The organism is Lederbergia panacisoli, from assembly GCF_024626525.1.
Taxonomy (GTDB): Bacteria; Bacillota; Bacilli; order Bacillales; family Bacillaceae_C; genus Lederbergia; species Lederbergia panacisoli.
In genome coordinates, this window is the sequence record NZ_JANJGU010000020.1 from 24,525 (window position 1) to 47,555 (window position 23,031).

General features: G+C 35.8%; 24 protein-coding genes and 1 riboswitch. Of the genes, 1 reads left to right on the forward strand and 23 read right to left on the reverse strand.

Annotated features, from left to right (window positions below; genetic code table 11):
- Positions 1–40: 40 nt before the first annotated feature.
- From NQ185_RS18180 to NQ185_RS18190, 3 genes are all read right to left on the reverse strand, one after another.
- Positions 41–1,294, reverse strand: a complete 1,254-nt coding sequence (locus tag NQ185_RS18180; RefSeq protein WP_257583460.1) for an ABC-F family ATP-binding cassette domain-containing protein — start codon at positions 1,292–1,294, stop codon at positions 41–43.
- A gap of 518 nt (positions 1,295–1,812) precedes the next feature.
- Positions 1,813–2,208: a VOC family protein gene (locus tag NQ185_RS18185; protein ID WP_257583461.1), complete on the reverse strand. Its 396-nt coding sequence runs from the start codon at positions 2,206–2,208 to the stop codon at positions 1,813–1,815.
- 133 nt (positions 2,209–2,341) lie between these two features.
- Entirely contained in the window at positions 2,342–4,570 is a 2,229-nt protein-coding gene (locus NQ185_RS18190; RefSeq protein WP_257583462.1) for an AAA domain-containing protein, read from the reverse strand.
- 333 nt (positions 4,571–4,903) lie between these two features.
- Here NQ185_RS18190 and NQ185_RS18195 point away from each other — a divergent pair, with 333 nt between their 5' ends.
- The gene (locus NQ185_RS18195; protein WP_257583463.1) at positions 4,904–5,122 is read left to right on the forward strand and encodes a hypothetical protein; all 219 of its coding nucleotides are present in this window, start codon (positions 4,904–4,906) and stop codon (positions 5,120–5,122) included.
- Positions 5,123–5,424: 302 nt separating this feature from the next.
- Here NQ185_RS18195 and NQ185_RS20230 read toward each other — a convergent pair whose 3' ends face one another.
- The 20 genes from NQ185_RS20230 to NQ185_RS18295 all read right to left on the reverse strand — a co-directional run bounded on the left by NQ185_RS20230 (position 5,425) and on the right by NQ185_RS18295 (position 22,912).
- The gene (locus NQ185_RS20230; RefSeq protein WP_307001549.1) at positions 5,425–5,556 is read right to left on the reverse strand and encodes a hypothetical protein; all 132 of its coding nucleotides are present in this window, start codon (positions 5,554–5,556) and stop codon (positions 5,425–5,427) included.
- 287 nt (positions 5,557–5,843) lie between these two features.
- On the reverse strand, positions 5,844–7,148 hold the full coding sequence (locus NQ185_RS18205) for a nucleobase:cation symporter-2 family protein (protein ID WP_257583464.1): 1,305 nt from the start codon (positions 7,146–7,148) through the stop codon (positions 5,844–5,846).
- Positions 7,148–7,732: a xanthine phosphoribosyltransferase gene (locus NQ185_RS18210; protein ID WP_257583465.1), complete on the reverse strand. Its 585-nt coding sequence runs from the start codon at positions 7,730–7,732 to the stop codon at positions 7,148–7,150. The genes NQ185_RS18205 and NQ185_RS18210 overlap by 1 nt, the downstream gene beginning before the upstream one ends.
- Before the next feature lie 139 nt (positions 7,733–7,871).
- A riboswitch (purine riboswitch) is annotated at positions 7,872–7,973 on the reverse strand.
- A 130-nt stretch (positions 7,974–8,103) separates the two neighbouring features.
- Positions 8,104–8,658 carry a hypothetical protein gene (locus tag NQ185_RS18215; protein ID WP_257583466.1) on the reverse strand — a complete coding sequence of 185 codons (555 nt, stop codon included), beginning with the start codon at positions 8,656–8,658 and terminating at the stop codon, positions 8,104–8,106.
- A 483-nt stretch (positions 8,659–9,141) separates the two neighbouring features.
- Positions 9,142–9,849, reverse strand: coding sequence for a M48 family metallopeptidase (locus tag NQ185_RS18220; RefSeq protein ID WP_257583467.1), 708 nt, complete (start codon positions 9,847–9,849; stop codon positions 9,142–9,144).
- A 20-nt stretch (positions 9,850–9,869) separates the two neighbouring features.
- Positions 9,870–10,367 carry a YehS family protein gene (locus NQ185_RS18225; protein WP_257583468.1) on the reverse strand — a complete coding sequence of 166 codons (498 nt, stop codon included), beginning with the start codon at positions 10,365–10,367 and terminating at the stop codon, positions 9,870–9,872.
- A 248-nt stretch (positions 10,368–10,615) separates the two neighbouring features.
- Positions 10,616–10,909 (reverse strand): hypothetical protein, encoded by a 294-nt coding sequence (locus NQ185_RS18230; protein ID WP_257583469.1) that lies wholly within the window; start codon positions 10,907–10,909, stop codon positions 10,616–10,618.
- A 36-nt stretch (positions 10,910–10,945) separates the two neighbouring features.
- Entirely contained in the window at positions 10,946–11,110 is a 165-nt protein-coding gene (locus NQ185_RS18235; RefSeq protein WP_257583470.1) for an IS200/IS605 family accessory protein TnpB-related protein, read from the reverse strand.
- Positions 11,111–11,130: 20 nt separating this feature from the next.
- Positions 11,131–11,559, reverse strand: coding sequence for a transposase (locus NQ185_RS20235; RefSeq protein WP_308784624.1), 429 nt, complete (start codon positions 11,557–11,559; stop codon positions 11,131–11,133).
- Entirely contained in the window at positions 11,544–11,873 is a 330-nt protein-coding gene (locus tag NQ185_RS18245) for a hypothetical protein (RefSeq protein ID WP_257583471.1), read from the reverse strand. Before NQ185_RS18245 ends, NQ185_RS20235 begins: the two co-directional genes overlap by 16 nt.
- Before the next feature lie 203 nt (positions 11,874–12,076).
- Positions 12,077–12,721 (reverse strand): HAD family hydrolase, encoded by a 645-nt coding sequence (locus tag NQ185_RS18250; protein WP_257583492.1) that lies wholly within the window; start codon positions 12,719–12,721, stop codon positions 12,077–12,079.
- Positions 12,722–12,885: 164 nt separating this feature from the next.
- Positions 12,886–13,371: a glutathione peroxidase gene (locus tag NQ185_RS18255; protein WP_257583472.1), complete on the reverse strand. Its 486-nt coding sequence runs from the start codon at positions 13,369–13,371 to the stop codon at positions 12,886–12,888.
- A 421-nt stretch (positions 13,372–13,792) separates the two neighbouring features.
- Positions 13,793–14,341, reverse strand: a complete 549-nt coding sequence (locus NQ185_RS18260) for a GNAT family N-acetyltransferase (protein ID WP_257583473.1) — start codon at positions 14,339–14,341, stop codon at positions 13,793–13,795.
- A 136-nt stretch (positions 14,342–14,477) separates the two neighbouring features.
- A complete protein-coding gene (locus NQ185_RS18265; RefSeq protein ID WP_257583475.1) occupies positions 14,478–16,532 on the reverse strand; it encodes a DUF4179 domain-containing protein in 2,055 nt (684 codons plus the stop codon).
- A 119-nt stretch (positions 16,533–16,651) separates the two neighbouring features.
- Positions 16,652–17,041 carry a hypothetical protein gene (locus NQ185_RS18270; protein WP_257583476.1) on the reverse strand — a complete coding sequence of 130 codons (390 nt, stop codon included), beginning with the start codon at positions 17,039–17,041 and terminating at the stop codon, positions 16,652–16,654.
- A gap of 289 nt (positions 17,042–17,330) precedes the next feature.
- A complete protein-coding gene (locus NQ185_RS18275) occupies positions 17,331–17,546 on the reverse strand; it encodes a YdbC family protein (protein WP_257583477.1) in 216 nt (71 codons plus the stop codon).
- A 110-nt stretch (positions 17,547–17,656) separates the two neighbouring features.
- A complete protein-coding gene (locus NQ185_RS18280) occupies positions 17,657–18,220 on the reverse strand; it encodes a DUF4256 domain-containing protein (RefSeq protein ID WP_257583478.1) in 564 nt (187 codons plus the stop codon).
- 425 nt (positions 18,221–18,645) lie between these two features.
- Positions 18,646–20,079 (reverse strand): coiled-coil domain-containing protein, encoded by a 1,434-nt coding sequence (locus NQ185_RS18285; protein WP_257583479.1) that lies wholly within the window; start codon positions 20,077–20,079, stop codon positions 18,646–18,648.
- A 6-nt stretch (positions 20,080–20,085) separates the two neighbouring features.
- Positions 20,086–21,585: a hypothetical protein gene (locus NQ185_RS18290; protein ID WP_257583480.1), complete on the reverse strand. Its 1,500-nt coding sequence runs from the start codon at positions 21,583–21,585 to the stop codon at positions 20,086–20,088.
- A gap of 373 nt (positions 21,586–21,958) precedes the next feature.
- The gene (locus NQ185_RS18295; protein WP_257583482.1) at positions 21,959–22,912 is read right to left on the reverse strand and encodes a tRNA dihydrouridine synthase; all 954 of its coding nucleotides are present in this window, start codon (positions 22,910–22,912) and stop codon (positions 21,959–21,961) included.
- Positions 22,913–23,031 lie beyond the last annotated feature (119 nt).

The following is a 23,031-nucleotide window of genomic DNA, read 5'->3' on the forward strand; positions in this document are numbered from 1 at the left end:
CTAAATGCTTCCAGCACCGTGTGTTCTTCATTATTGAACGTTATTTTTTGGGTAAATATGCAGACTTTACATTGGCGCCAAATTCGACCACACCATTATCAGGTTGCTCTTCACCTAAAAGCATCTTAAGAAAAGTGGTTTTTCCGCTTCCATTTGGACCGAGCTGTCCCACTCTTTCACCGAAAGAAATCAATACATTTGTTTCCTTAAAAATTATTTTATCCTCATAGCTTTTTGAAAGGCCGATCGCCTTAATCGTTTCATTGCCGCTCCTAACTGCAGCCTTCACATCCAGTTTCATATTCTTTCTTTCAAAAATTGGTTTATCGATCCGCTCCATTTTATCAAGCTTTTTTTGTATACTGGCGGCTCTTCTAAAAAACTTGTTATTATCAGCCCTCATCGCCCAGTCTCTCAGACTCATTACAGTCTTTTCCATGCTATTAATCTTTTTTTGCTGCTCCCTATAATGCTCATATTGAATTCGCATATTTTCTTCCTTTTGATGAACAAAAGAGGAGTAGTTGCCTTTGTAGGACTTCGATTCCATATCCTCAATTTCTACAATTTTTGTCACGACATTGTCTAAAAAATATCTGTCATGGGAAACAATCAGGACAATTCCCTTATAGTTTTTTAGAAAGCCTTCGAGCCACTCAATTGATTCCATGTCTAAATGATTCGTCGGTTCATCCAGCAGCAATATATCCGGAGTATGAATCAAGAGCTTCCCAAGTACGACTGTCGTTTTTTCCCCACCACTTAATAAATCAAAATTTCTACTTAAAAAGCTCTCGTCAAAACGAAGTCCTGCACAAACCTTGCTTAGCTTTTCTGCTCTTTCGTATCCGCCTTTTACTTCGAATAATTGAACGAGATCACTATACTTTTTTAAAGCTTTATTAAGAGCATGGTCTGCCAATAACCTCATTTCCTCTTCTAATTCACGCATTTGTTTTTCGATGCTATCAATCTCTTCAAAGGCAAGGGTTAACACATCCATTACTTTTAAGTGTTCGGGATATACTGGCGATTGTTCGAGGTAAGCCTTAGTCGCTCCTCTTGACACGTTAATTAGTCCTTCATCATATCCATGGCTAGAGGTTTGCGGATAACCAGGATAATAATTCATCAGCTCTATTCCTACAATTAGTTTAAGAATCGTACTCTTTCCACTTCCGTTTGCACCAATGATTCCAACCTTCTCTCCTTCATATGCTTCAAAGGAAATATTTTTAACCACAAGTGTAGCATCCATATATTTTTTTATGCCATTTAATTTCAATTCCTTCATGCCATACCCTACTTTCATCCATAATATCGTTACGCCTTTTATGGAAAGGGTTAAGAAGACAATCTTTACTATTTGTTGAAATAAAAAAGACCACAAGAAGATGGTTTCTTCTTACAGTCTATAATCAGCGAAAATAATTTATTAAAAGGAGTCTTTGCAAAAATGTGCATGCTAAAAAGCACAATCATGCTTCTATTCGCACCAGTAGTAAAAAATCTGCGTAATAAATTATCATTTCGATATTAGTAAAGTAAGTTACCTTCTAAATTGCCTTATTCATAAAGAGCATAACAAATAAACCTACTATTGATAGGTACATTGTCTCTTCATAAAAATTCATATTAATTTTCAAAATCAATTAATATTTAGCAATTAGTTGGTTCCATAAACTTACTTTCCCCCTCCGAAATTTCCCTTATTATCTCACCATTTCATTTTTTGTAAATAACTAATTGGGAAATTTTTGTATCAGGGATGCAGCTAATCCGATCGATCATTCTAAATGACTATCATCTATTTTATTTTGCATTTTCATCTGGTTGATGAATACCGATTATATTGCCTTCAGTATCAATATAGTATCCTTGCCATGCCATACCAGGAAGAGCATGTTTAGGCTTCGCGACCTTGCCGCCATTTTCAATAATTTTAGCTTTAGTTATATCGTAATTTCCCACTCCCATAGTACAAGCAAATCCATTTAAAGGTTGGTTTGTTTCCGGCGGAGCACTTTGTCGTTGCATTAATGCACCATTAATTCCAAGTTCATTTTCATCTCCTGTTACAGCTCCATAGTAAGGCATTCCTGCATAATCACTCCAATCTTGAAATGACCATCCAAATACCTCTCCATAAAACTTCTTTGCCCGTTCCATATCATCTACATGAATTTCGAAATGAATTAATCTTCCCATATTGTCCTCCTAATATCGTTTTATGTATTCGCTTACAATAAGCTTGAGTGATAGATGTGAATTCAATAACAGCCAACATCAGCATTCTCTTAAAACCGCCGTAGAGGGCTTAACTCAGGGCGGTTATCTCAAACTAAATCTGTTTTAACAAGTATTCACACATCTTACTCGAAATAAGCCTAGCTGCTACATAAGGGGGCTGGACTCCTCTAGCGCCTTCGAGCGGAAGTCCCAGCCACAAAACTTTCTCGTCAATGATCACAAAAGGAAATGGAAAGCTTTCATCCAGCCAGTCATCGCACTCGCTCCACTTTTGATTCGAAATAATGGTCAACTTTATTCGCTTTTCTCTATTTAGTAACTGTTCAGTCCATTCATCAGATAACTTGCTTCCTTCCGGTAAGGAGATGGTAATCGATGACTTTGCCGATCTCAGATCTTGAAAAACAGCTTCCACTTTTCGAGCATGAATCCACCTTAATTTTCGGTGTTGGTTTTGAATCCACGAGCCAATTTCTTTTGTTGTGACTGTTTGTTGGTTACTAACCTGGTGGTCAACAAGTTGACGTAGGGTTTTTCCCGGATAAATATGCTTTTCGATAAAATTTCTGTTGCTTACGTGAAGAAATTTCCCTTTAGTTCTTGTAATGGCTACGTTAATCAATCGCTCACTTTCCTTGCCAGTTAGTAGCATACCAGCACGATTTTGCGGAGCACTATCGACTGTATCAAATATCATCACATCCCGTTCACTTCCCTGGAATCGGTGGACAGTCGCCGCAATAATATCCGCTTGTACTCGCTCTTTCTCATATATCTCTTCAAGAAGCAGCTCCATTAGATTCGCCTGCGCACGGTATGGTGTTATATATCCAATCGATTTTGCCCCACTTAATGTTGATTCATGGATCAATTGAAAAGACAGCACTAGCTGCCATATATTGAACCTGGAATTGGTTGTTTTGTCACTTATACAATGTAGACCTGTGAAACTAGTATCCAAGAGTACAGAAGCTCTCTCTTTAAAAGGAGCAAGGCTTGTGATGCTATTCCTGCTTTTATAGACACTTTCGTGATTTCCAACGAGTGAATGATAGATATACTGATTAGTAAAAGCTGATATATCGGGGTGCATCCTCCGCTGTTCTTTTAATAAAAATAGTTGGGGGTGAAGCTTCTCTTCTTTCAACCCTTGCACCACTCCAGCCTTATGGAACACATCCTCCTTCAGCCATTTGGCTACAAGCGGGTCACGGCTCGAAGCAATCGGAGGCAATTGTTTGAAGTCGCCGCAAATAATTACTCGCTTTCCCAAAGCTGCGGAAAAAGCTGCCTGCGGTGCATAGGCCATACTTGCTTCATCGAGGATTACGAGGTCATAACCCTGTTCATAAATTGCACTATCGCTAGCCGCCTTTGCAAGAGTTGTCCCAACTATATATGCATCTTTTATTAATTGGACTTCTTTCTTCCGAACCTTTTCTAGTATTCTGGCAATCTTAGTTTCTAGTTCCAATAGAAGATCGGAGTCTCGTCTACTGAAAGATATAGCCAAGTCTTGCTTTAAATGGCGCCTTTCTTCAACTAGCCTCTCTCTATCTTGTGCAAGGAGCGGCTCCTGCTTTTCAATCATCAGATTTGTAGTAATTTCTTGATGAGCTGCTAGAGTTTCCCCGTTGATCCCTCCGTAGCGGAGCACATCCCCTTCTCGAAATATTTTTTTCTTTTTAATAAACTCAGTCAGTTCTCCCATCAATACATCAACAGCTTGATTGCTATGCGACAAAATCAACACTTTTTTCTTCTGAAAATATTTATTAGCTGCTGTTCTGGCCAAGATATATGTTTTCCCCGTACCGGGCGGCCCCCATACGAAAGTAGCTGGATTGTATTTAGACCGTAAAACCAATTCATGGACATTACTCTTAATCTTTTCCGCAGGATGCTTCGTTTCCACAGAAGGATTCATCAATCTCTTCACTCTCAAACGCTTTTGTTTGCTCTTTTTAATTTCATCCAAGCGCTCTATTAATTGTTCAAGTAATTCCCAAGGGTCATGCAGCAGATGCGCATCTGGGATGAGGTCTCCAAAGTTTTGTTCTAATGCAAGAATAATTCCCCTTCCTTCAGAAGAAAGCACCTTGCCCCTACTTTTCATCCTTCCCCATTCCAATTTTATGGAGGAACCAACTGGTATCCTTAATGAGATGGCTGTATCAAAATAATAGCTATAAGAGCCGGCGTTTGATAACAGCCTTCCGTTTTTTATAGAATAGCGGCTTCCGCCATATTTTTTTAAGTGATTAATCTCTTGTTGCAGAGCTTGCTGCCATTCCCTGATATATGTTTTCGTTGTTGTCATTTACTTCCCCTTGTCGTTTACTTCAAGCTTTTTGCTAAGACCATATATTAACCTTATTAACATTCCCCATTGCAAAAAAACATGAATAGCATAGGGAAAGTTAAAAGGCAACGCCCAAAGGGGTAGTTGCCTTTATACATATTTATTTTACCACGCACTCTCATTTTGAATCAGTAAATTACTAGCTAGAATTCTATGGAAATTATTCCTCTCTTTTTTAAAAGTTTTATACTATTCTTTGGTCTAAATCTAACTGCAATCATATATTTTATTAGAAGGATACAATCTGTGCCTTTATGTAACTCCTATCAAATGAAAAGAGGTGTGGTCTAAATGTTTGCTGTTTATTTTTTCGAAAACAAAAATGTTTTATTAAATCAGTTGCTTAAACGTGTTCCATCCGTCGGTGAGGATATAATTATTAAAGGTCGTAAAGGAAAAGTTTTAAGTGTTGATAGTATTGATGAAAGAAAAGTTCATGTGCAAGTTGCTTTAGAAAACGTTAGTAAAAAGAAACTTATTGATGATCTTTCAAAAAAGAAAAAAAAGTAAGTAACATTTTATTAACCCTTCATTTATTATTTTATCCACTTTCACAAAAGCAGAGATATTTTCAACAGGAGTTTAATATAGATGTAAGGAGTTTTTTTGCTCCAAAATTAAAATATGTAGAAGGCCTCTCTTATTCCGGAGAGGCCATTCTGAGTTATAAATTTGCATTATAAATATTTCGCAGAATCAGTAAGTTATTTTCACTATACTTTATAGACATCTTCTTTTGGTTGCTCTAATTGCATATGTTCCAATTCTAACTTCAATTTCTCAGTCTCCAGCAAATAATTCTTATGTTTCATTTATTCCAATTCCAACTGGTCTTGAATGATTTCACCTTTAATTTTTGAATTAGCACGCATATGATCGGTTATGATTGCAGTGATTGCAATGACTGTAATTGAACCAAACATGATACCAATAGTCCACCACAAAAAAATCACCTCGTTTTTTTCTGTTTTCAATAGTTTAGTATATTTATTAATAAGATATATATAGTTTGTATACATTATTAAAGCAATTTAAGTTTCAAATGTGAATAATATGAACTTCTTCATAATATGGAGCTTGTACGAATGGATTTTTCTAGTTTTAATCCTAGTTGAATTAATTACCGAACTTTTGCATCGTCTTAAACACCAGTCTACTCCATGAGGAATAAAAAGCCCTATTCAGCATGGGTAGTTGCCTGCCAGCTAAATAGGACTGATGTTTTTATCTTTTAAGCACTTTGCTTCGAAACAACAACGGTTTCCTGCCTTTTCCGATTTGGCAACATATTAAAGATAATATTAAGCGCAATCGCTGTTATACTGCCTGCAACAATACCATTACTTGTCAATATTTGCATTCCTGATGGAAGTGCTGAAAATAAGTTAGGCGCAACCGTAACACCGAGACCTAGGCCGACAGAACAAGCAATAATCATCGAGTTTTCTTGGGAATCAGAAATAGTTTTACTTAGCATTTTAATCCCTTGAGAAACGACCATACCAAACATCGCCATCATTGCTCCCCCTAAAACAGATGTTGGAATAATGGTTGTGAATGCCGCAATCTTTGGAAAAAACCCAAGGGCGATTAGCATGGCACCCGTTATGAAAATCACTTTACGAGACCGAACACCTGACATTTGAATCAGACCGACATTTTGTGAAAATGTTGTGTATGGGAAAGCATTAAAGAGACCGCCAATGACGGAGGCCAGCCCTTCTGCACGATAGCCTTTTGCCAAGTCTTCTTTCTTCAACTTCTTATCACAAATATCACTCAAGGCGAAATAAACGCCGGTAGACTCTACTAATGAAACCATCCCAACTATAGTCATTGTAAGGATGGCTGACCATTCAAATGTTGGATATCCAAAATAAAAGGGCCTTACTATTTGTGCAGCGGCTGCATCCTGCACAGGCATAAAATCAACTTTCCCCATAATACCGGCCGCAATTGTTCCAACACCTAGACCAAGTAATATAGAGATGGCGCGAATAAAGCCTGTGGAAAAACGGAAGATTAAGATAATCGTTAGTAAGGTTCCAAAAGCTAATAGAATATTTGACAATGACCCAAAATCTGCCGCACCTTGGCCACCGCCCATATTATTGACCGCTACTGGAATAAGCGTAATCCCAATAATGGTCACAACAGAACCTGTTACAACCGGTGGAAAGAACTTGATCAATTTGCCAAAAAAACCAGCAATCAACATGATGATTAAGCCAGAAGCTATAATGGAACCATAAATAGCGGAAATACCAAATTCCTCACCAATTTTCATAATCGGACCTACCGCCGTAAATGTACAACCAAGCACAACGGGGAGACCGATCCCGACAAACCGGTTATTTATGATTTGTAATAGCGTTGCAACTCCACACATCAAAATATCAATCGACACAAGATACGTTAATTGTTTATGATCAAATCCCAACGAATTTCCGATAATTAATGGCACGAGAATAGCGCCGGCATACATAGCTAAAAGATGCTGGATTCCCAATGTGGTGGACTTCAGTGCATTTTTCATTAGATATAACTCTCCTCCATAAATTCGACTTTTCCATTTTGCAATGAGGCAATATTGGCAAGTGATTCAACCCGAATTCCGCGATTACGGATCAATTGCCCACCTGATTGGAAACCTTTTTCAATGACAATTCCAACTCCCGCAAGCTTAGCTCCTGCCTGCTCAATCATTTCCAGTAAACCCAAAACGGCTTGTCCATTTGCTAAAAAGTCGTCGATAATCAACACGACATCATGTTGTTGAATAAAATCACCTGAAATGGAAATTTCGTTTGTTTCCTTTTTTGTAAAAGAGTGAACTTTAGCAGTATAAAGATTTTCTGATAGTGTTAATGACTTTCTTTTCCTAGCAAATACAACTGGGACGTTCAGCAAGAGTCCTGTCATTGTTGCTGGAGCAATACCAGAAGACTCTATTGTTATAATTTTTGTGACACCGGCATTCTGAAAACGTACGGCAAATTCCTTGCCAATATCCTTCATTAAATTTGGATCTATTTGATGATTTAAAAACGAATCCACTTTTAAAACAGTATCTGACAAGACTCTTCCTTCTGAAACAATTTTTTCCTGTAATGCCTTCACAATGTTGTCCCCTTTCAACTATCTTACTTAAAATGAAAAAAACTCGGAGACAATGCACCTTTTAAATACAGGCAGCAAAGTCTTCGAGTTCACGTCTTAAAGAAATAGGAAAAAACAAGATTATTAAATAACCTTATTTTCCCATTCATTTGCCACCCATAGTCGATTTGTTTACGGCAAATCGGTAGAAACTTGCAGGCCCTATCCCTGCGATTATATGAGTGATTACTATAGAATTGTAGAATATTGTTATTATAGCACTTCTAATCGGATTTTCAATCATTACTTTTTGGCAATAAAATGCAAGTAGCAACAATAAAATTTAGTAAGTTTAGTTTATAATCCATTGAATATTATAAGAATCTATGTATTTAGAACTCTCCAATGTTGATAGATATTATATACATGTTTCCAATAGAATCCCATTCCTTAGCCAATCCTTCTAATATAGTACCAATTGGTGTTAAGTGTTCCATCGAATGATAAACCAAGTATTTTCCATCTATTGAAAACCCAATTGGTTGGTACCCAGTGAATGTTCCATATATACCATAGAACTTCTTTATCATTTTTTCATTTCCATTTTCCAATAAATAAAGTGAACCTTTCATTGAGGAAGCGGATACATTTTCAAATTGATCCTGTATGTAATCTCTATTCATTTCTATTACTTTTTTCTGAAGCAAAATTGGTTTTTCCTCCCCTTCTTTTAAGGAAAACAAACTCCAGATACCGTCATTCATAGCAATAAAAGAAATAGTTTTATTGGTTTTATCATAATAAAAATCTAAAATATTATCATTATAATCCCCGTGACGAGTATTTCCTTTCCCTTTATGGCTATATATTAAGGTTTTATTTTGTAAAGTTGCATCCGATTTAAATAAAGTAAGTGCACCATCAACTCTTTCAGTATAATAAATCATTCCTTTTATATCCGAAAGTAAATGTGTATTATTAGTATTTGAAAAGTGCTTAAAAATATTGAATGACGGAGCAATTATTAATAGTAACAATAAAACTACTATGGTTACTTTTCTTCATAAACTTTCCTCTTGTAATCAAATTTTACACTAAAACACCAACACCAATCTGAGCCCTTGTCTTTAGGCAATCAGTTTTCTTTTTACTTTGGCTATTATTTATTATTTTTATTTATCTCCTCATATATCTTATCTAGCGTTTCTATAAGTACCTCATTTTGGTCTATAATTGTCTTATTTTGATTATATTGAGATTTTAAGAGGTTAATAATAATGAATAACCCAATAATTATTATGATTGTTAAGATAAACATTTGAAACCCTCCCTCAATAATACTATTAATATTAGAATTCACCTTGTTTAGGCTAACGATACTCATTATTTCCACAAATTGCAAATACATTTATTTGAATTTTTTGAACATACTAAATAGTCATTTTCCAGCTTGATAAAGTTAGCCAGTTTTCCTTTTCTTTATAATCAGGCATAATTTTTCCTACAAGGCGCCAGAAGGATCGGTCGTGATTCAGATGAACCATATGGCACATTTCATGAACGACCACATAGTCAATAACCTCTGGCGGCGCCATTGCAAGTCGCCAATTAAATGTTAGCTGCAGCTTTGAATCACAGGTTCCCCAAGTCGATTTACTATCCGAGATACGAATAGATCGTGGTTTTGTTTTGAAGTTGCGTTGATAGGAGGAAATGCTCTTTTCCACTAATGCTTTACATTGCTTATAATAAAATCGTTTCAAAGCTTGTTTTATTTTTTCAGCGTCGTGCTGCTTAACATATATATATAGCTTACCATCTTCAAACACTATATGTTCTTGCGTTATATTTATATCTAGGAGAATCTCAATGGGATAACTTTTTCCTAAATAAAGAAATCTTTCACCATACTCATAGACCTTTTTCTGCGGCCCTAGCTGCCTATCCTTCATTTCTTTTAATTTTTGCTGTATAAGTTCCCATTTTTCTTCCAATAATTGAATCACTCTACCATCGGATGTTCCTTTTGGAACTTGAACTTCAACATTTCCATAACTATCAATAGTAATTCCTATAGATGTACGATTTTTATACTTAATTTCAAATCGTATCGTTTCACCTAAGTACGTATGTAACATATCATCACCTGAATTAAGGCTTATCCCCTGTATTTGATCGCCAATCCTTTTAAGAAATTCCTAGCATATTTATCTCCACACTCTTTATAATTCTTGTGTCCTTCTTTTCTTAATAAAGCGCCCAGCTCACCTTTTGTAACCGTGATTCCTGCATTTTCAAATATTTCCAGCATATCTTCAGTCGTCAATGTTAATGCAATTTTCACCTTTTTTAAGAGGAGATTATTAACATTTGAACTTTTCTTTATAGACGAATCTGGTGCATTAGTTTGCCCCTGTTTAGGCTCTTGTTTTCCTCTTTTATAAATGATAAACCCATTTAAAAATGAATCCAACATACTGTTATTACATTTTATTTGCTCGTCACTCTCCTCATCATATTCGTCTGATTTTGTGAGAATCTTTATAACTTCTGGCACCGTTACATCCACTCCCCCAAGTTTAAAGATCTCTGCCATTACTTTATTTTTAATTTCCAGAGCATATCTCAATCGAATTAATATATCGTTATTATCCATAATAGACCTCCGTCAAAAAATAATGTCAATCCTCTGTCCAAACAAAAGTACTGACCAATTGATTAATCTAATACTACCTTATAGGAAATTGGATATCAAAAAAGTAAATAGGCAACTCCCTATGGGTTGGTTGCCTACTTTTAAAAACAATAGTTTTCGCGACAGTTTCAACGTACCTAGAAGAGTGACAAACATTTGAACTACTCGTCACTATAGTAACGAGATTCTGTGAGTTTCAATCGGCAATATCATGCTAATTTAATTCTCACTGGGACTGCCAAAAGCCCCCTAGCCACCTTGCCTGCAAGTGCAGATGTATGGGTACATTTCCGTAATGTATTGGCCGCTCCATTGAGATCTGCATTTACCAGAATGGAACGGGACGTACGATACAAACCACGAAAGACCCGTTTTCCCGAAAAAGTTCGTTTTTCCTTTACCTTTTTATCATATTCCGGGATGGGATCCTCATCGAGAAAACTGGATTGTGATGTATAGCTTTCCTCCTGTCGGAAAAATTCAATTCCATATCGATCGCACATACTCTCCAGTTTAGACAGTAGTAAACTATGTGGGATCTAAACAAATCTTTGGTTGGATTTCCTTCCCATGTCACATCTGTCTTTCCATCCTTTGTTGTGTCCGACCACCATTTTACCGATTCCATGATCAAGGCAATGCTTGACTATGTAGTGGGTTGTCTTATTTAGATAATCGCGTAAAATATTGTTTCGTCTTCGCAACAGGCAAACCTGGCGTTTGGTCAGGTGTGCGACCTTTGCTGATCTTTAATGGACTGAAGGCGCGCATTTTCCTTGTTATACCACTGGTTAACAGCTTTGATTCTCTTTCCATCAATGATGAAGGAATTGCCTATCGTACCTATACAGGAGACGAAGTTGTCGATTCCTAAATCAATGGAAAGTGCCTGATTAATATCTAATGCAACTTTCTTTACTTCTTCAATGGCGTATACATATTCAATCTCGAAATAATGTGCATGGTATTTAGGGATGATGCGGATTTCTCTGATGTTTTTAGCATGGAGATTCGTGGGGAAGGTGATGTTGATGCGGCCATGCTCCCTTTTAAATGCGTGCGAGGTGGGGAGATTGAATGTGCCATCATCCTGTAACTTGAATTGGGGATAGCTCAGTTCAAAAAATTCCTCTTTGCCTAAGTATCCAGGTATACGGGCTTGCTATTTACTTTCAGAAATCCAAAAAAACTTTTGAAGTTCTCTTCTAATTTCTTTAGGGTTTGCTGGGCTGCAGCCGTTACCATATATTGATAGTTTTCATTACTTTTACATTCATGATAGTTTTGATTATATCCTAGGTATTTTCCCGTTTCAAAAAAGTGTTGGCGAACACTGTAAAGGCCCACATTGTACATGTTTTTACTTAGCCTGCATAGGTTACGCAAGGCAAGATATTCATCCTTTGTAAGCTTCAGTATTTCTTTTTGGACTCCATACTTTTCCCCCGCCTTTTTCCTTTTTTTCACTATATCTCACCTCCGTTTCTATATTTCAATTATACAATATGGAACATACGTTCGCAATACCTTTACATGGATATCTAAGTAGCGAACGTCCATTCATCCCACGATTTAAATCACGGGTGTTCTGGACGTTGTTATAAAATGCATGTGCGTTTAAACCAATTTTCCTGCCTTATATAGTTAACTTAAACACCTTTTCGGCTCTTCTACTTCCAATTTGCTAGTGATTGTATAAACTCATTTACGTTACAAAACAATTGATCTGGCTGAACACTAAACTCCAATGTCTGATAATTTGGCAACCACTGTATTCCGATTGTATGTACGTTAGCTTGTTTACCTGCCAGAATGTCGGCGTCGCTATCTCCTAGAAAAACCGCTTCGGTGTTTCGTAAGTTAAGATGTGCCAATGCCTTATTTATTCCTTCTGGATGTGGTTTTGGCTTCTCAACATCATCACCAGTAATGATTACGTCAAATAAATCATTCATATTAAGGCATTCTAAAGAAATAAGCAGACTTCTGCTCGCTTTTCCTGTTACTATCCCTAACTTGTAGCCTTCTCTTTTTAAAAGTAGAAGTAAATTGTTAATTTCCTCATTATCTGGAACGAGTTCTCGGTGCTTTTCTATATATTTTTCATAATATATTTCAATTGCTTTATCATAATTTGAATCTTTAAGATTTTCCCTGATAATCCCGGTCTCAGATGGACCGAACATAGCCTTAATTTCTTCAGAAGTAACCTCAATATTGTCAAATTCCTTAAACACAGCTTGAAACGCATAAAAACAAACTGGCAAAGTATCGGCAAGAGTACCATCAAAATCGAATATTATTGCTTTAATAATTAAACACCTCTCTAACATGATGATATATTGCATTTTCTATCTAAGGAGTAGTTTATATAAATATATGTATTCATCATTTGAATGCATATCAGATTTAGTAAATCCTTTATACCTACCCCATGCAAATGTTCAACAACATAAATATTCATTTTGACACTTTGGATTTAAAAATCCCCTAAATATTTCACTATATCCTCTTCCATTTGATCTGGCTTCGTTGTAGGAGAATATCGTTCAACAACTAGTCCATTTTTATCAACAAGGAATTTAGTGAAATTCCATTTTATCGCATTCGAAAAAACACCTTTTTGTTGTTCTTTTAAATACGTATACAAGGGATGTTCATTCTCTCCATTTACATCAATTTTAGCGAACATTGGAAAGCTTACCCCATAGTTAATTTGACAAAACTGAATGGTTTCTTCTATATTATCAAACTCTTGTTGTTTAAATTGGTCGCAGGGAAAACCTAGAATAACAAAACCTCGGTCCTTATATTTTTCATAAAGTGTTTGAAGCCCTTCAAATTGCGGAGTAAAACCACATTTACTAGCCGTATTTACAATGAGCAAAGTTTTTCCAACATAATCCCTCAATGATTTTTCCTTACCGTCCGACATTTTTACCGTATAGTCATATATGGTTCTCATAAATTTTCCTCCTAAAGAATCATAATTTCACACTTTCCTCCATTTAATACTTACCCCACAAAAACCCATACTTCTAAAATCTGCCTTATACTATTCTGTACCAGCTGCCTTAAATGGCTTGGGCAACGAACAATTTGTATCTTGCCCGCATTATCTGTTCAGTACTTTTATCTAATCCCCATTCAGGAAACTTAGACAGTCATAATGAAGAGAATAAACCCCAATGAGGTAGAACTGTAAAATTTATAGTTGTCATCACGGCGTTATATTGATTTGTAAAATCATTCATAGCTTCCGGTCAATAAAGAATAGAATTTCAATACGCGCATCGTGGTTGCCTGTTAATTGGAATTACGTATTAGTAAAGATCCAACAATTACTTCGACCAGCTATTGAATTAAAAAAATCAAATTTAAGTCTGCTATAATATTTTTCGATTTAATGTCTTTTCCATCAAGTTCCAACCTTCATAGCAGCTTGGAGCTGTTATAAAAGGTTCAAATCCAAAGTTTAAATACATATTGATAGCTTGGTAGCTCGTAGTTTGAGTTGTTAGATAGGCTTGTGTATGGTGATAAGCCAAAATATTCATCGCTTCACTAAGTAATGGCTTTGCCAGTTTCTTTCCCTGATATTCAGGAACAACACTTACCCAGTGTATTCTACCCGATATTTGACCATCACCATTTAAGTTTCCATACCAAGCAGTTGTAGTTGCGATGGCATCTCCATCTTTGTTCTCAATGAATAGACAACGCTTTGACATTTCAGCAGTGTGCGACCCAAATTCTTTTGTAAAATGTTCTAGTGCAGTTTTTTCATTTTTGAATTCGTCCACGCTTGCTTCAATTCTTGCCCAATTATATTCGTCACCTCGTTGAAATAATCTAATTTGAAAGCCATCTACAAGCGAATATTTAGGAATGTTCAACAAATCTTTTCTCACCATTTTTAATGGAATGCTTTTCATTAAAACCAACTCCTTACTATTCCACATTATCCTATTTACACCTTGAGAGATTGCCGGAAAAATAAAGAGGTTCAAAAAGGCTGCTTATCTTATTTTTCTTCAGCAATTTTCTTACGAAAACAAAGCAATTAATATATTATTTTAAATTAATCTTCACAATAGCATCCAAAAATCTTGTAGTATTATATTCATAAATCTTCAGCCATTTAGGAATTACATTCTCTTCAGCGTTATTACTATGTAACTTAATACTTTGTTCTGTTAAAAAGTAACGGGGCTGCTCGATTTCTTCATATATAAAAGGTGTTTCATTCATATCATATTCGATTCCATTTTTATCAACTATTACCCCTTTAGAATCCATATCCGTCGAAATAATTTCATATTCATCATCACTTACAACATTGAAGTGAATCCACTCATATCCTCGATTTTTAATTTCGTAATTACTTATGACAACATTTGTAGGCTGTCCAACTTCCACATTGTCGATGGAGATTGTACTGCCTGCGTATTCAAAGGTTTGAGGGTATCCCTGAGAAATATCCAGCTCAACGGTTTTTTGTTCATCGACCGTTACATTAACAGATTCAAATTGAACGTTAACCTCTTTCGGATTTTCTACAAAGAGTGGGTCAAATTGTGTTTGAAAAGTTACCCAATTATTGCTTCCATATGTATATGAGTGACCATAAGGATCAGCTTTCGCTTTTCTATTATTCACTTGTATATTATCAAAGTTTACACCATTTATCCGCTTCTCCGGCAGTTCAAAAGTAAAAGCACAATGCAGAATTGTCGCCGTCGGAGCAAAAATTAGTTTATCAAATCGAACGGGGATTCCTTCTACTTCTGTTTCTTCATCCAATTCATATTCGATAGAAGGGTGTTTTGTTACAGGAATCTGGAAGTTCCATTCTCCTGCTTCATAAGCCATGCTCTTGTATGCCATATCCCCTACAGAGGATTTACGGATCAATTTCTGCAGCTTTGTGATCTTAAGTTTGATGGTTCCGTCATTCTTTTTAATGGGCAACAAACTAAGCATTCCATGATATACATTCTTTTCTTTATTATTTTGATCAGATTTTAAATCAGGAGGATAGTACATCGGAGATATTTCACGACTCATAATTTCATTTTTGTTCTCCGCATAAACCCCATCATTATAATTCAACATATATTGGTTGTCTTTTTCTGTATCTTCTATTTCATAAAATACTAGAGTTTGTAAATCATCAGCAATAACACTTTTGATAGTAATTTTTATACCATTACCTTCCGCTTCTAGGTTCAGTCTGTCACCCAATCCTTGCTGTAGAAAGGCCCGCAATTGCTGATTCTCTTCTGTCCAAGCATAGTAGAGGTTCGTAAAAAAACCTGTAAAAACTCCTATACTTATTAATATTGCGAAAGCACTTACAAAAGCATACCCCATTTTTTTTCGGATATTGTTCTTCCTTTGTCTCTGCTTTTCCTTTTCTGCCAGGCATTCTATAACTTTCTCCATAAAACCAGATGGCATACGGAAATCCCTAAAACCTTCAGCAAGGCTTAACATGACTTCTTGAAAAGTGCCAAAATCCTCCTGACAGTGCTGGCAATGATAAATATGCATCTCAAAATCAATCTTTTTTGATCGTTCCAAGGTTCTTTCTAAGTAATCAATATAATAATTATAATACCCTTTACAGTCATTAAAGGATGAGTTGTACCCCCATTCCCTTCGAAGTGACTGAATTCCTGAAAACAAAAGCTCTTTCATCTTTTCCTCTGAAATTTGAAGAAGAAGTGCCGCTTCCTCCAGTGAGATTCCTTTTGAATATGTAAGAACTACGGCCTCTCTTTCATTTTCTATCAACTGATCAAGAACATTAAATAACTCCTGACGTGATACACCTTTCTCGGAATCTTGTAATCTTTTATCATCTGAAAGCTCCCTACACGTATGTATAAAAATAGAAGTTACCCACATTTTGAATGATATATCCTGTTTATATCGAGGCAGTTCCTTGTGCACTTTTATTATCGATCGGTAAAAAAGTTCTTCCATTTGCTGTTGATTCCTAAGATAAGACCAACCTAGTATATAGAACGATTGTATATGCTGATCGAACCACTCAACGATTGATTCCACGTCTATTTCTCTTATCGAAGTTATTGACATGGGATCTATTTTTTCTGGGTTCATAAATATCCCTCCTTTTAGCTCTCTTTTTTGCCAAAGTTTTGTACATGAAACTTCTATTATATTCAGCATTATTTATTATGTATCTATTTCTAAATACAATAAAATTTAAGTTTCCTTCTTCATCTATTAATAAAAATTTCATACTGCTCTCGAACAAAATTCCTTAATAGTTCAAGCTTTTCTTTATTTTGAATTACTTCAAACGGAATATAAACCTCATGTTTTTTTAAAGTAAAACTTCTTATTTCTTTGATATCAAAATGTAAGAGCGCCTGAATTTCTTTTTGAATCATTTTCCCCTTAAGGGACCCCTGATTACCCGGGTCAACATGAAGTATCAAACAGTTGTAGCGTTTTTCTCCATATAAAGTAGCGAATTTTGGCATTCCCCCACCAAAAAGGAAAGGCTTATATCCTAATGTTAAACTCTTTGGGGCAAGGGTATAATTCATACTACCTAGGCCATTTAAAAACTTATGAAGCTCACTAAATACCTGTAATTCATTCATTTATTTTTCTCCTAGCATCTTTATTTTGATATTTGTATTTAGCCTATTTAACTTGGGAAAGTCTTCAGACTTCTTCCACTTCTTCCTATATCTTCGAAATCGGACCATTTTCTTTATAATCATTATATTTGAAATAGAAGGAGATTTCATAGATATCCATTGTAGTTTCTATTTCTACTTAATTTAACTCTGATTTCACATTCTCTATTTGCAGTGGCTATTAACCACGTTTCAATATGTAGAAAAAGAGCAAGGAATTGTTCCTCGCCCTTCTACATTTTTAATATTTTCAAATATCATTTAATAACTGTTTTAACATATCAACTTCTGTTTTGGATAAGGTGATTCCTTTCCCCATCTTTTCTTTATTCGGAGACCAGTCCCGCAAATCATATTTCGGTTCATTGCCATTCCAGCTGATTAAATTCAACTCTTTCTTCCATCCCTTAGATGATTCCGAAATGACACCAATATGTTCAACAACTTCGAATTTTATATCTGCCATAATAATTCTCCTTAATTAAGAAAACAGTCACGTATAATGTAACTTCTGTATCAATCGTTAAAAGTGCCTTTCACCTTCAATTGGACTTCCTTGGCAGCAATTTACAAAGTTCAGACCCTAAGCGAGCCACGGAAACCCCTTGCGCCATAATAGGAGTCAGCTCCATTGTGGTACACAAAGACAGTGTCGTAGCGATAATCACAAAAGATCGCCCCTCCGAGTTTTCTAATATTAGCAGGTGTTTTCACCCAGCTCGATGTTTTAGTATCAAAATTTCCAAGCTCCTGCAGCTCCCGGTATTGTTCTTCCGTTAAAATCTCAACGCCCATATCATAAGCCATATCAATAGCACTGTTTTCTGGTTTGTGTTTTTTTCTTGAATCTAGTGCTTTACGGTCATAACAAACATTTCTCCGACCTTTAGGGCTTTCCGCTGAACAATCATAAAAAATGTATTCATCCGCTTCTTTATCGTGAACAATAACATCGGGTTCACCACCGGTTCTTTCCATTTCATAAAGCGACCACAGTTTTTCGGTATTAGTTTCTAGCTTTGCTTCTACTTTAGCCCATTCAAGTCCTTTATGACGATTCATGTTTTTATCAAAACGAGCTTTCAAGATTCTGAGTATTTCTTCATGCTGTTCTGGGGATAGCTTTCTTTTTTCGTTCATAATAAAACCTCCTCGTATAATATGATCCAGTTAATTGATTGTATTAGCACAGAAACGCACATGCTAAACTGATTTAAATGCTTGATGTTTTAAATTAAACCATTACTAAACCTTTATACTTTTTGTCTATCAAGACTTTATTAAAAGCTCTTTTATTAATAATTGTTGATTTTCGTGTAGGTATGAGAATTCATAGGCGGAGAATTTCCCGCTAATGTATGTAGAGGATGCTATAAAAGCAGATATAAGCGGAGATATTCCGATTAACTGCCCTAAATAAGACAAGATCCAAAGATTTGGATACTATTAGCGGAAAAACTGCCTTTATTTTTAAGGTAATATGTGAATTTCCCAATTTAAACGGAATTTATCCGTTTATTTTTCAAATACTGTAAAATCAACATTCGGTTATAACAACAGCCTTATTAAAAAAAGAAATGACTTACCGATAGTGCAAAAGCAAGAATGGTGATGGATAAAATAATTTTTGACAATGTATTATTTGCTTTAGAGTCTAACATATCTTTTAAAGAAGTCATTTCATCTTCAAGCTTATTTATCCTTATTGCCTGTTCCTCAATTGTTGTCAAATTACTCATTATTTGTTCTTTTAATTCATCATTCTTCTCTTGTAAAGCAGTTAATTGTTCAACATGCTTTTTTATATTTTCAGAGTGTGTTATTAACTGTTCTCCTTGCATGTTAACAATAACGGCTTGAGCCTGTAACTGTCCATTATGGAGCCTGTCGATTTCGGCTCTGATTTCTAATTGTTTTTCGAGTCTTATACCTGTCTCTGCATGAATACTCAGCTGTTTATCGTGCAGCTTATCAATCTCTATTTGTGCTTGCAATTTCTCTTCAAGTTTTTCGTCGGTCTCAGCTTGAATTTTTAGTTGCTCCTCGTGCAACTTAACAATCCCTGCTTGGGTATGTAATTTTTCACTATGGTACTTGATGAGCTCGGCTTGAGAGTTCAATTCTTCTTCGAGTCTCTTACCTGTCTCTGCATGAATACTCAACTGTTTATCATGGAGCTTATCAATCTCTATTTGTGCTTGCAATTTCTCTTCAAGTTTTTCGTCGGTCTCAGCTTGAATTTTTAGTTGCTCCTCGTGCAACTTAACAATCCCTGCTTGGGTATGTAATTTTTCACTATGGTACCTGCTAAACTCGGCTTGGGAGTTCAATTCTTCTACGAGTCTTTTACTAGTCTTTTCATGGTTTTTCAACTGCTCATTATGTAGTTTATCAATTTCCGCCTGCGCTTGTAACCGTTCATCAATTTGTTTGACTTTTTGGGATTGAACTTGTAGTTTTTCATCGTGAATTTTTATAGTTTTTGAAAAATTATCTTGTTTTCTAAGTATATCTTCTTGTTCCTTTAATTGCTTTACAACCATAATCAATTCTTGTCTAGCTAATTCAGATAATTCTTCTTTAGAAGCACCCTTTAACCTCATTTCGAGTTCACGAACAACGAACCGATTGCTAGCAATATTACTAACACCCAACCCAAATAAATATTTCGCAATTTCAGCTAATTTTGTTTGAAATTCAAAAGAGATTTTTTGTGCTTCAGCTCCTGATTGAACTGCCTCGGCTAAATCTATTCCTGCTGATTGCAATTCTTCAATAGCAACTTTTTTCTTTCCAAATCCAGCTGATTTATCTTTTGCACTTTTTGCGGAATCTTTTGCTACAGCAGCGGCTTTCATTGCTTTTTTGACACTCTTGTCAAGGTCGTTGAGCTTTCTAATTTGCCCGTGAATCATTACAGGTAGATCTTTATCGTTAAAACCTGATAAACCCGACTCTATTATTTGATTTGGATCCAAAACAACAAGTGCATTGCCCATGTTTAATTACCCCCACTTCAAAATATCGTTTATATCTTCAATCAACCCGGCATTATGATTTTCAATACCAAGTTTGTATTTTCCAATGCTATCCATTGACTGCCTATTTGCTTTCCAAGCTTCGATGGAAATCTTTGTAGTCTCTTCCATCATTTTAACTGCCTCATTAATCGTTTTTTCAGCCGTTTTTGCTGCCACCCATGCATCAGCCTGCAAATAGTAAACTTTTGCATTCATCAAGTGCAATTGTTCACTAAAAATAGACATTCTCTCATTACGAATTTTATCTCGTTTCATTCCCATTGTAGCGTCAGTAGTTACAGCAATTGCAAATCTTCCGACCCCAACAAAGTTTACTCTCAAGATGAATTCTTTAGCAAACATCGCTGGATTTCCGCCTGATTTAATGCCTCCCCGTATGGCTGCATCACCTAAATCTATAAGTGTGAATGTACCAGTAGAGATTGTAAGCATACGAACTATGGTACGGTTTTTCCAAGGCAAAGTTCTCTTCCAATCTATTTTTTTAAAACTTTGTTTTTCCTTTATTTCCATAACTAAACGTCTGATAAAGTAAAATGCACGTACAATAACCTCATTAAGAATGACTGGCATAGCTTGTCTACTTAATTCGTAACCGACAGCTAACTCGCTTCGCAAATCAAATTTTTCTCTTACAAAAATTTCTTTCATTTTTTTCGGTAACTCTGTTTTATTTAATCCCGGTATCATTGACAATTCTTTTAATAGCGATACAATTGGTCCTGGAATTCCCATTCCAGCACCGGCAGTTTTGTAGCTGCCAGAAATATCGCTTACTAAATGAAAAAACCAATTTACAGTACCTGCAAAAATTTTACTAGGAATATTTTGACCAATCAAACCCTCGCCATTTTCATCGATAGTAATTGGTAAAAATTGTCCTTCACTATTTTGAAAATATCCTTTCTTCGTAAATTGCGTAAGTATTGAAAAAAATAAGCCAATTGGTGTTGGATGATGGGCTAAATCATCAAGGTGATGGCTTCTTGCAGAAATACCTATATCTTTACCTTTCCATATATTGTCGCTAGGAATGTGGAACTTGTTCTCTAAAAATCTTATTGCATCGTCAAGCCTCTCCCCTTCAAAGCCATTCATCTTGGCGACTTTCATAACAAAATCATTAACAGTCTTATTGCTCCATGCTTTTCCTCGCTCCATTTTGAATTCACCAACCCAGAGCGAATCAATGATTCCAGCAAGAATCCCACTTCCAACAGCAACCATATAATCAATACCATCTGAATGATTAGTAAGTCCATCAATCTCCTTATTTAATTCTTCTAATCTTTTATTATTAGATGATAAGATTCCGTTGACTTCATCAATTCCATCTTGAATGCCTCTTTCTTTTGAATCAATATAATCTGCTTTATTTCTTATAACTTCTACCCCAAAGTCAACCTCAAAGTCGTTATCAACTATTTTCATTTCTGGGAATTTAATAACTTTTCCTTCTTTCATACTCAACGATGCCTCTTTTCCAATTAAAAACTTCTTAATTTCATCGAAACTCCTAATATTTTATTAATATCACCGTATGTAAACTCATTACAGTCGGAGCCATATATGTATTATTTTTATCGGGATCAGACATTACCAATACGATCATTAAGAAAAAAACCACCCAAGAAATACTATAGCAAATATTTGTTTAATTTGTTGTTTTATGACAAAAAACAGAAAAGCAGAAACCCTCAATTGGTTTCTGCTATGATTTCTTTTCCATATGAACTTGCCGCCACTTAAAACATGCTATTTTTGAAGTGGGGATATCCAAATAAATTGATATATAACCCGACATAGAATGAGGGTGACCCATTCCATTAAGATTCTTTCACTCAAAGTTATCGAGCATCGCACGCACTTCATCTGTTGACTCTGTGCTCATTAATTGATTTCTTAATTCACTCGCCCCTCGAAATCCTTTGACATATATTTTAAAAAAGCGATGAAGAGCCTTAAACGGACGTAGCTCTAACTTTGAATATTTATCATGGAGATCTAGATGCAATCTTAAAAGATCAAGCAATTCCTTACTGCTATGATCTTTCGGTTCTTTTTCAAAGGCAAATGGATTATTGAATATACCACGCCCTATCATAACTCCATCAACTTCATATTGGCGGGCGAGCTTCAAGCCAGTTTGACGGTCAGGAATATCCCCATTGATCGTCAAAAGTGTATCTGGCGCCACATGGTCACGAAGTTTTTTTATCTCGGGGATCAGCTCCCAATGGGCATCTACTTTGCTCATTTCTTTTCTTGTACGCAGATGAATCGATAGATTGGCAATGTCTTGTTTCAATATGTGTGTAAGCCATTCCTGCCATTCCTCAACTTCTGTGTAGCCAAGCCTTGTCTTTACACTTACGGGTAATCCTCCTGCTTTTGCTGCTTGAATTAAATCTGCCGCAACTTCTGGACGACAGATAAGACCGCTTCCCTTCCCATGTTGTGCCACATTAGGTACAGGACAGCCCATATTGATATCGATGCCCCGAAAGCCTAGTTCCGCCATACCGATACTCATTTGCCGAAAATATTCAGGCTTGTCCCCCCATATATGCGCTACAATTGGTTGTTCATCTTCTGTAAAAGTCAAACGCCCGCGCACACTTTGAATCCCCTGTGGGTGGCAATAACTATCTGAATTTGTAAACTCAGTAAAAAACACATCAGGTCTTGCTGCCGCGCTTACTACATGTCGAAAAACAACATCTGTCACATCTTCCATTGGTGCCAGTATAAAAAACGGCCTTGGTAAATCACGCCAAAAATTATCTGTCATTTTCAAATCTCCTCATTTATGGAGTTTTGGGCAAGCCCTTGTCCCCAAAAATAAAAAGCAAGGATTTCCCTGCTCTTATTACACTTATAACGTGCATTAGCACTTTTTATCAAAATATA

Bases quoted from the DNA above. Each gene is read 5' to 3' on its own strand.
- NQ185_RS18180 (WP_257583460.1), bottom strand. From the start codon at position 1,294: ATGAAGGAATTGAAATTAAATGGCATAAAAAAATATATGGATGCTACA.
- NQ185_RS18185 (WP_257583461.1), bottom strand. From the start codon at position 2,208: ATGGGAAGATTAATTCATTTCGAAATTCATGTAGATGATATGGAACGG.
- NQ185_RS18190 (WP_257583462.1), bottom strand. From the start codon at position 4,570: ATGACAACAACGAAAACATATATCAGGGAATGGCAGCAAGCTCTGCAA.
- NQ185_RS18195 (WP_257583463.1), top strand. From the start codon at position 4,904: ATGTTTGCTGTTTATTTTTTCGAAAACAAAAATGTTTTATTAAATCAG.
- NQ185_RS18205 (WP_257583464.1), bottom strand. From the start codon at position 7,148: ATGAAAAATGCACTGAAGTCCACCACATTGGGAATCCAGCATCTTTTA.
- NQ185_RS18215 (WP_257583466.1), bottom strand. From the start codon at position 8,658: ATGATTTATTATACTGAAAGAGTTGATGGTGCACTTACTTTATTTAAA.
- NQ185_RS18220 (WP_257583467.1), bottom strand. From the start codon at position 9,849: ATGTTACATACGTACTTAGGTGAAACGATACGATTTGAAATTAAGTAT.
- NQ185_RS18225 (WP_257583468.1), bottom strand. From the start codon at position 10,367: ATGGATAATAACGATATATTAATTCGATTGAGATATGCTCTGGAAATT.
- NQ185_RS18230 (WP_257583469.1), bottom strand. From the start codon at position 10,909: ATGTGCGATCGATATGGAATTGAATTTTTCCGACAGGAGGAAAGCTAT.
- NQ185_RS18255 (WP_257583472.1), bottom strand. From the start codon at position 13,371: ATGAGAACCATATATGACTATACGGTAAAAATGTCGGACGGTAAGGAA.
- NQ185_RS18260 (WP_257583473.1), bottom strand. From the start codon at position 14,341: ATGAAAAGCATTCCATTAAAAATGGTGAGAAAAGATTTGTTGAACATT.
- NQ185_RS18265 (WP_257583475.1), bottom strand. From the start codon at position 16,532: ATGAACCCAGAAAAAATAGATCCCATGTCAATAACTTCGATAAGAGAA.
- NQ185_RS18270 (WP_257583476.1), bottom strand. From the start codon at position 17,041: ATGAATGAATTACAGGTATTTAGTGAGCTTCATAAGTTTTTAAATGGC.
- NQ185_RS18275 (WP_257583477.1), bottom strand. From the start codon at position 17,546: ATGGCAGATATAAAATTCGAAGTTGTTGAACATATTGGTGTCATTTCG.
- NQ185_RS18280 (WP_257583478.1), bottom strand. From the start codon at position 18,220: ATGAACGAAAAAAGAAAGCTATCCCCAGAACAGCATGAAGAAATACTC.
- NQ185_RS18285 (WP_257583479.1), bottom strand. From the start codon at position 20,079: ATGGGCAATGCACTTGTTGTTTTGGATCCAAATCAAATAATAGAGTCG.
- NQ185_RS18290 (WP_257583480.1), bottom strand. From the start codon at position 21,585: ATGAAAGAAGGAAAAGTTATTAAATTCCCAGAAATGAAAATAGTTGAT.
- NQ185_RS18295 (WP_257583482.1), bottom strand. From the start codon at position 22,912: ATGACAGATAATTTTTGGCGTGATTTACCAAGGCCGTTTTTTATACTG.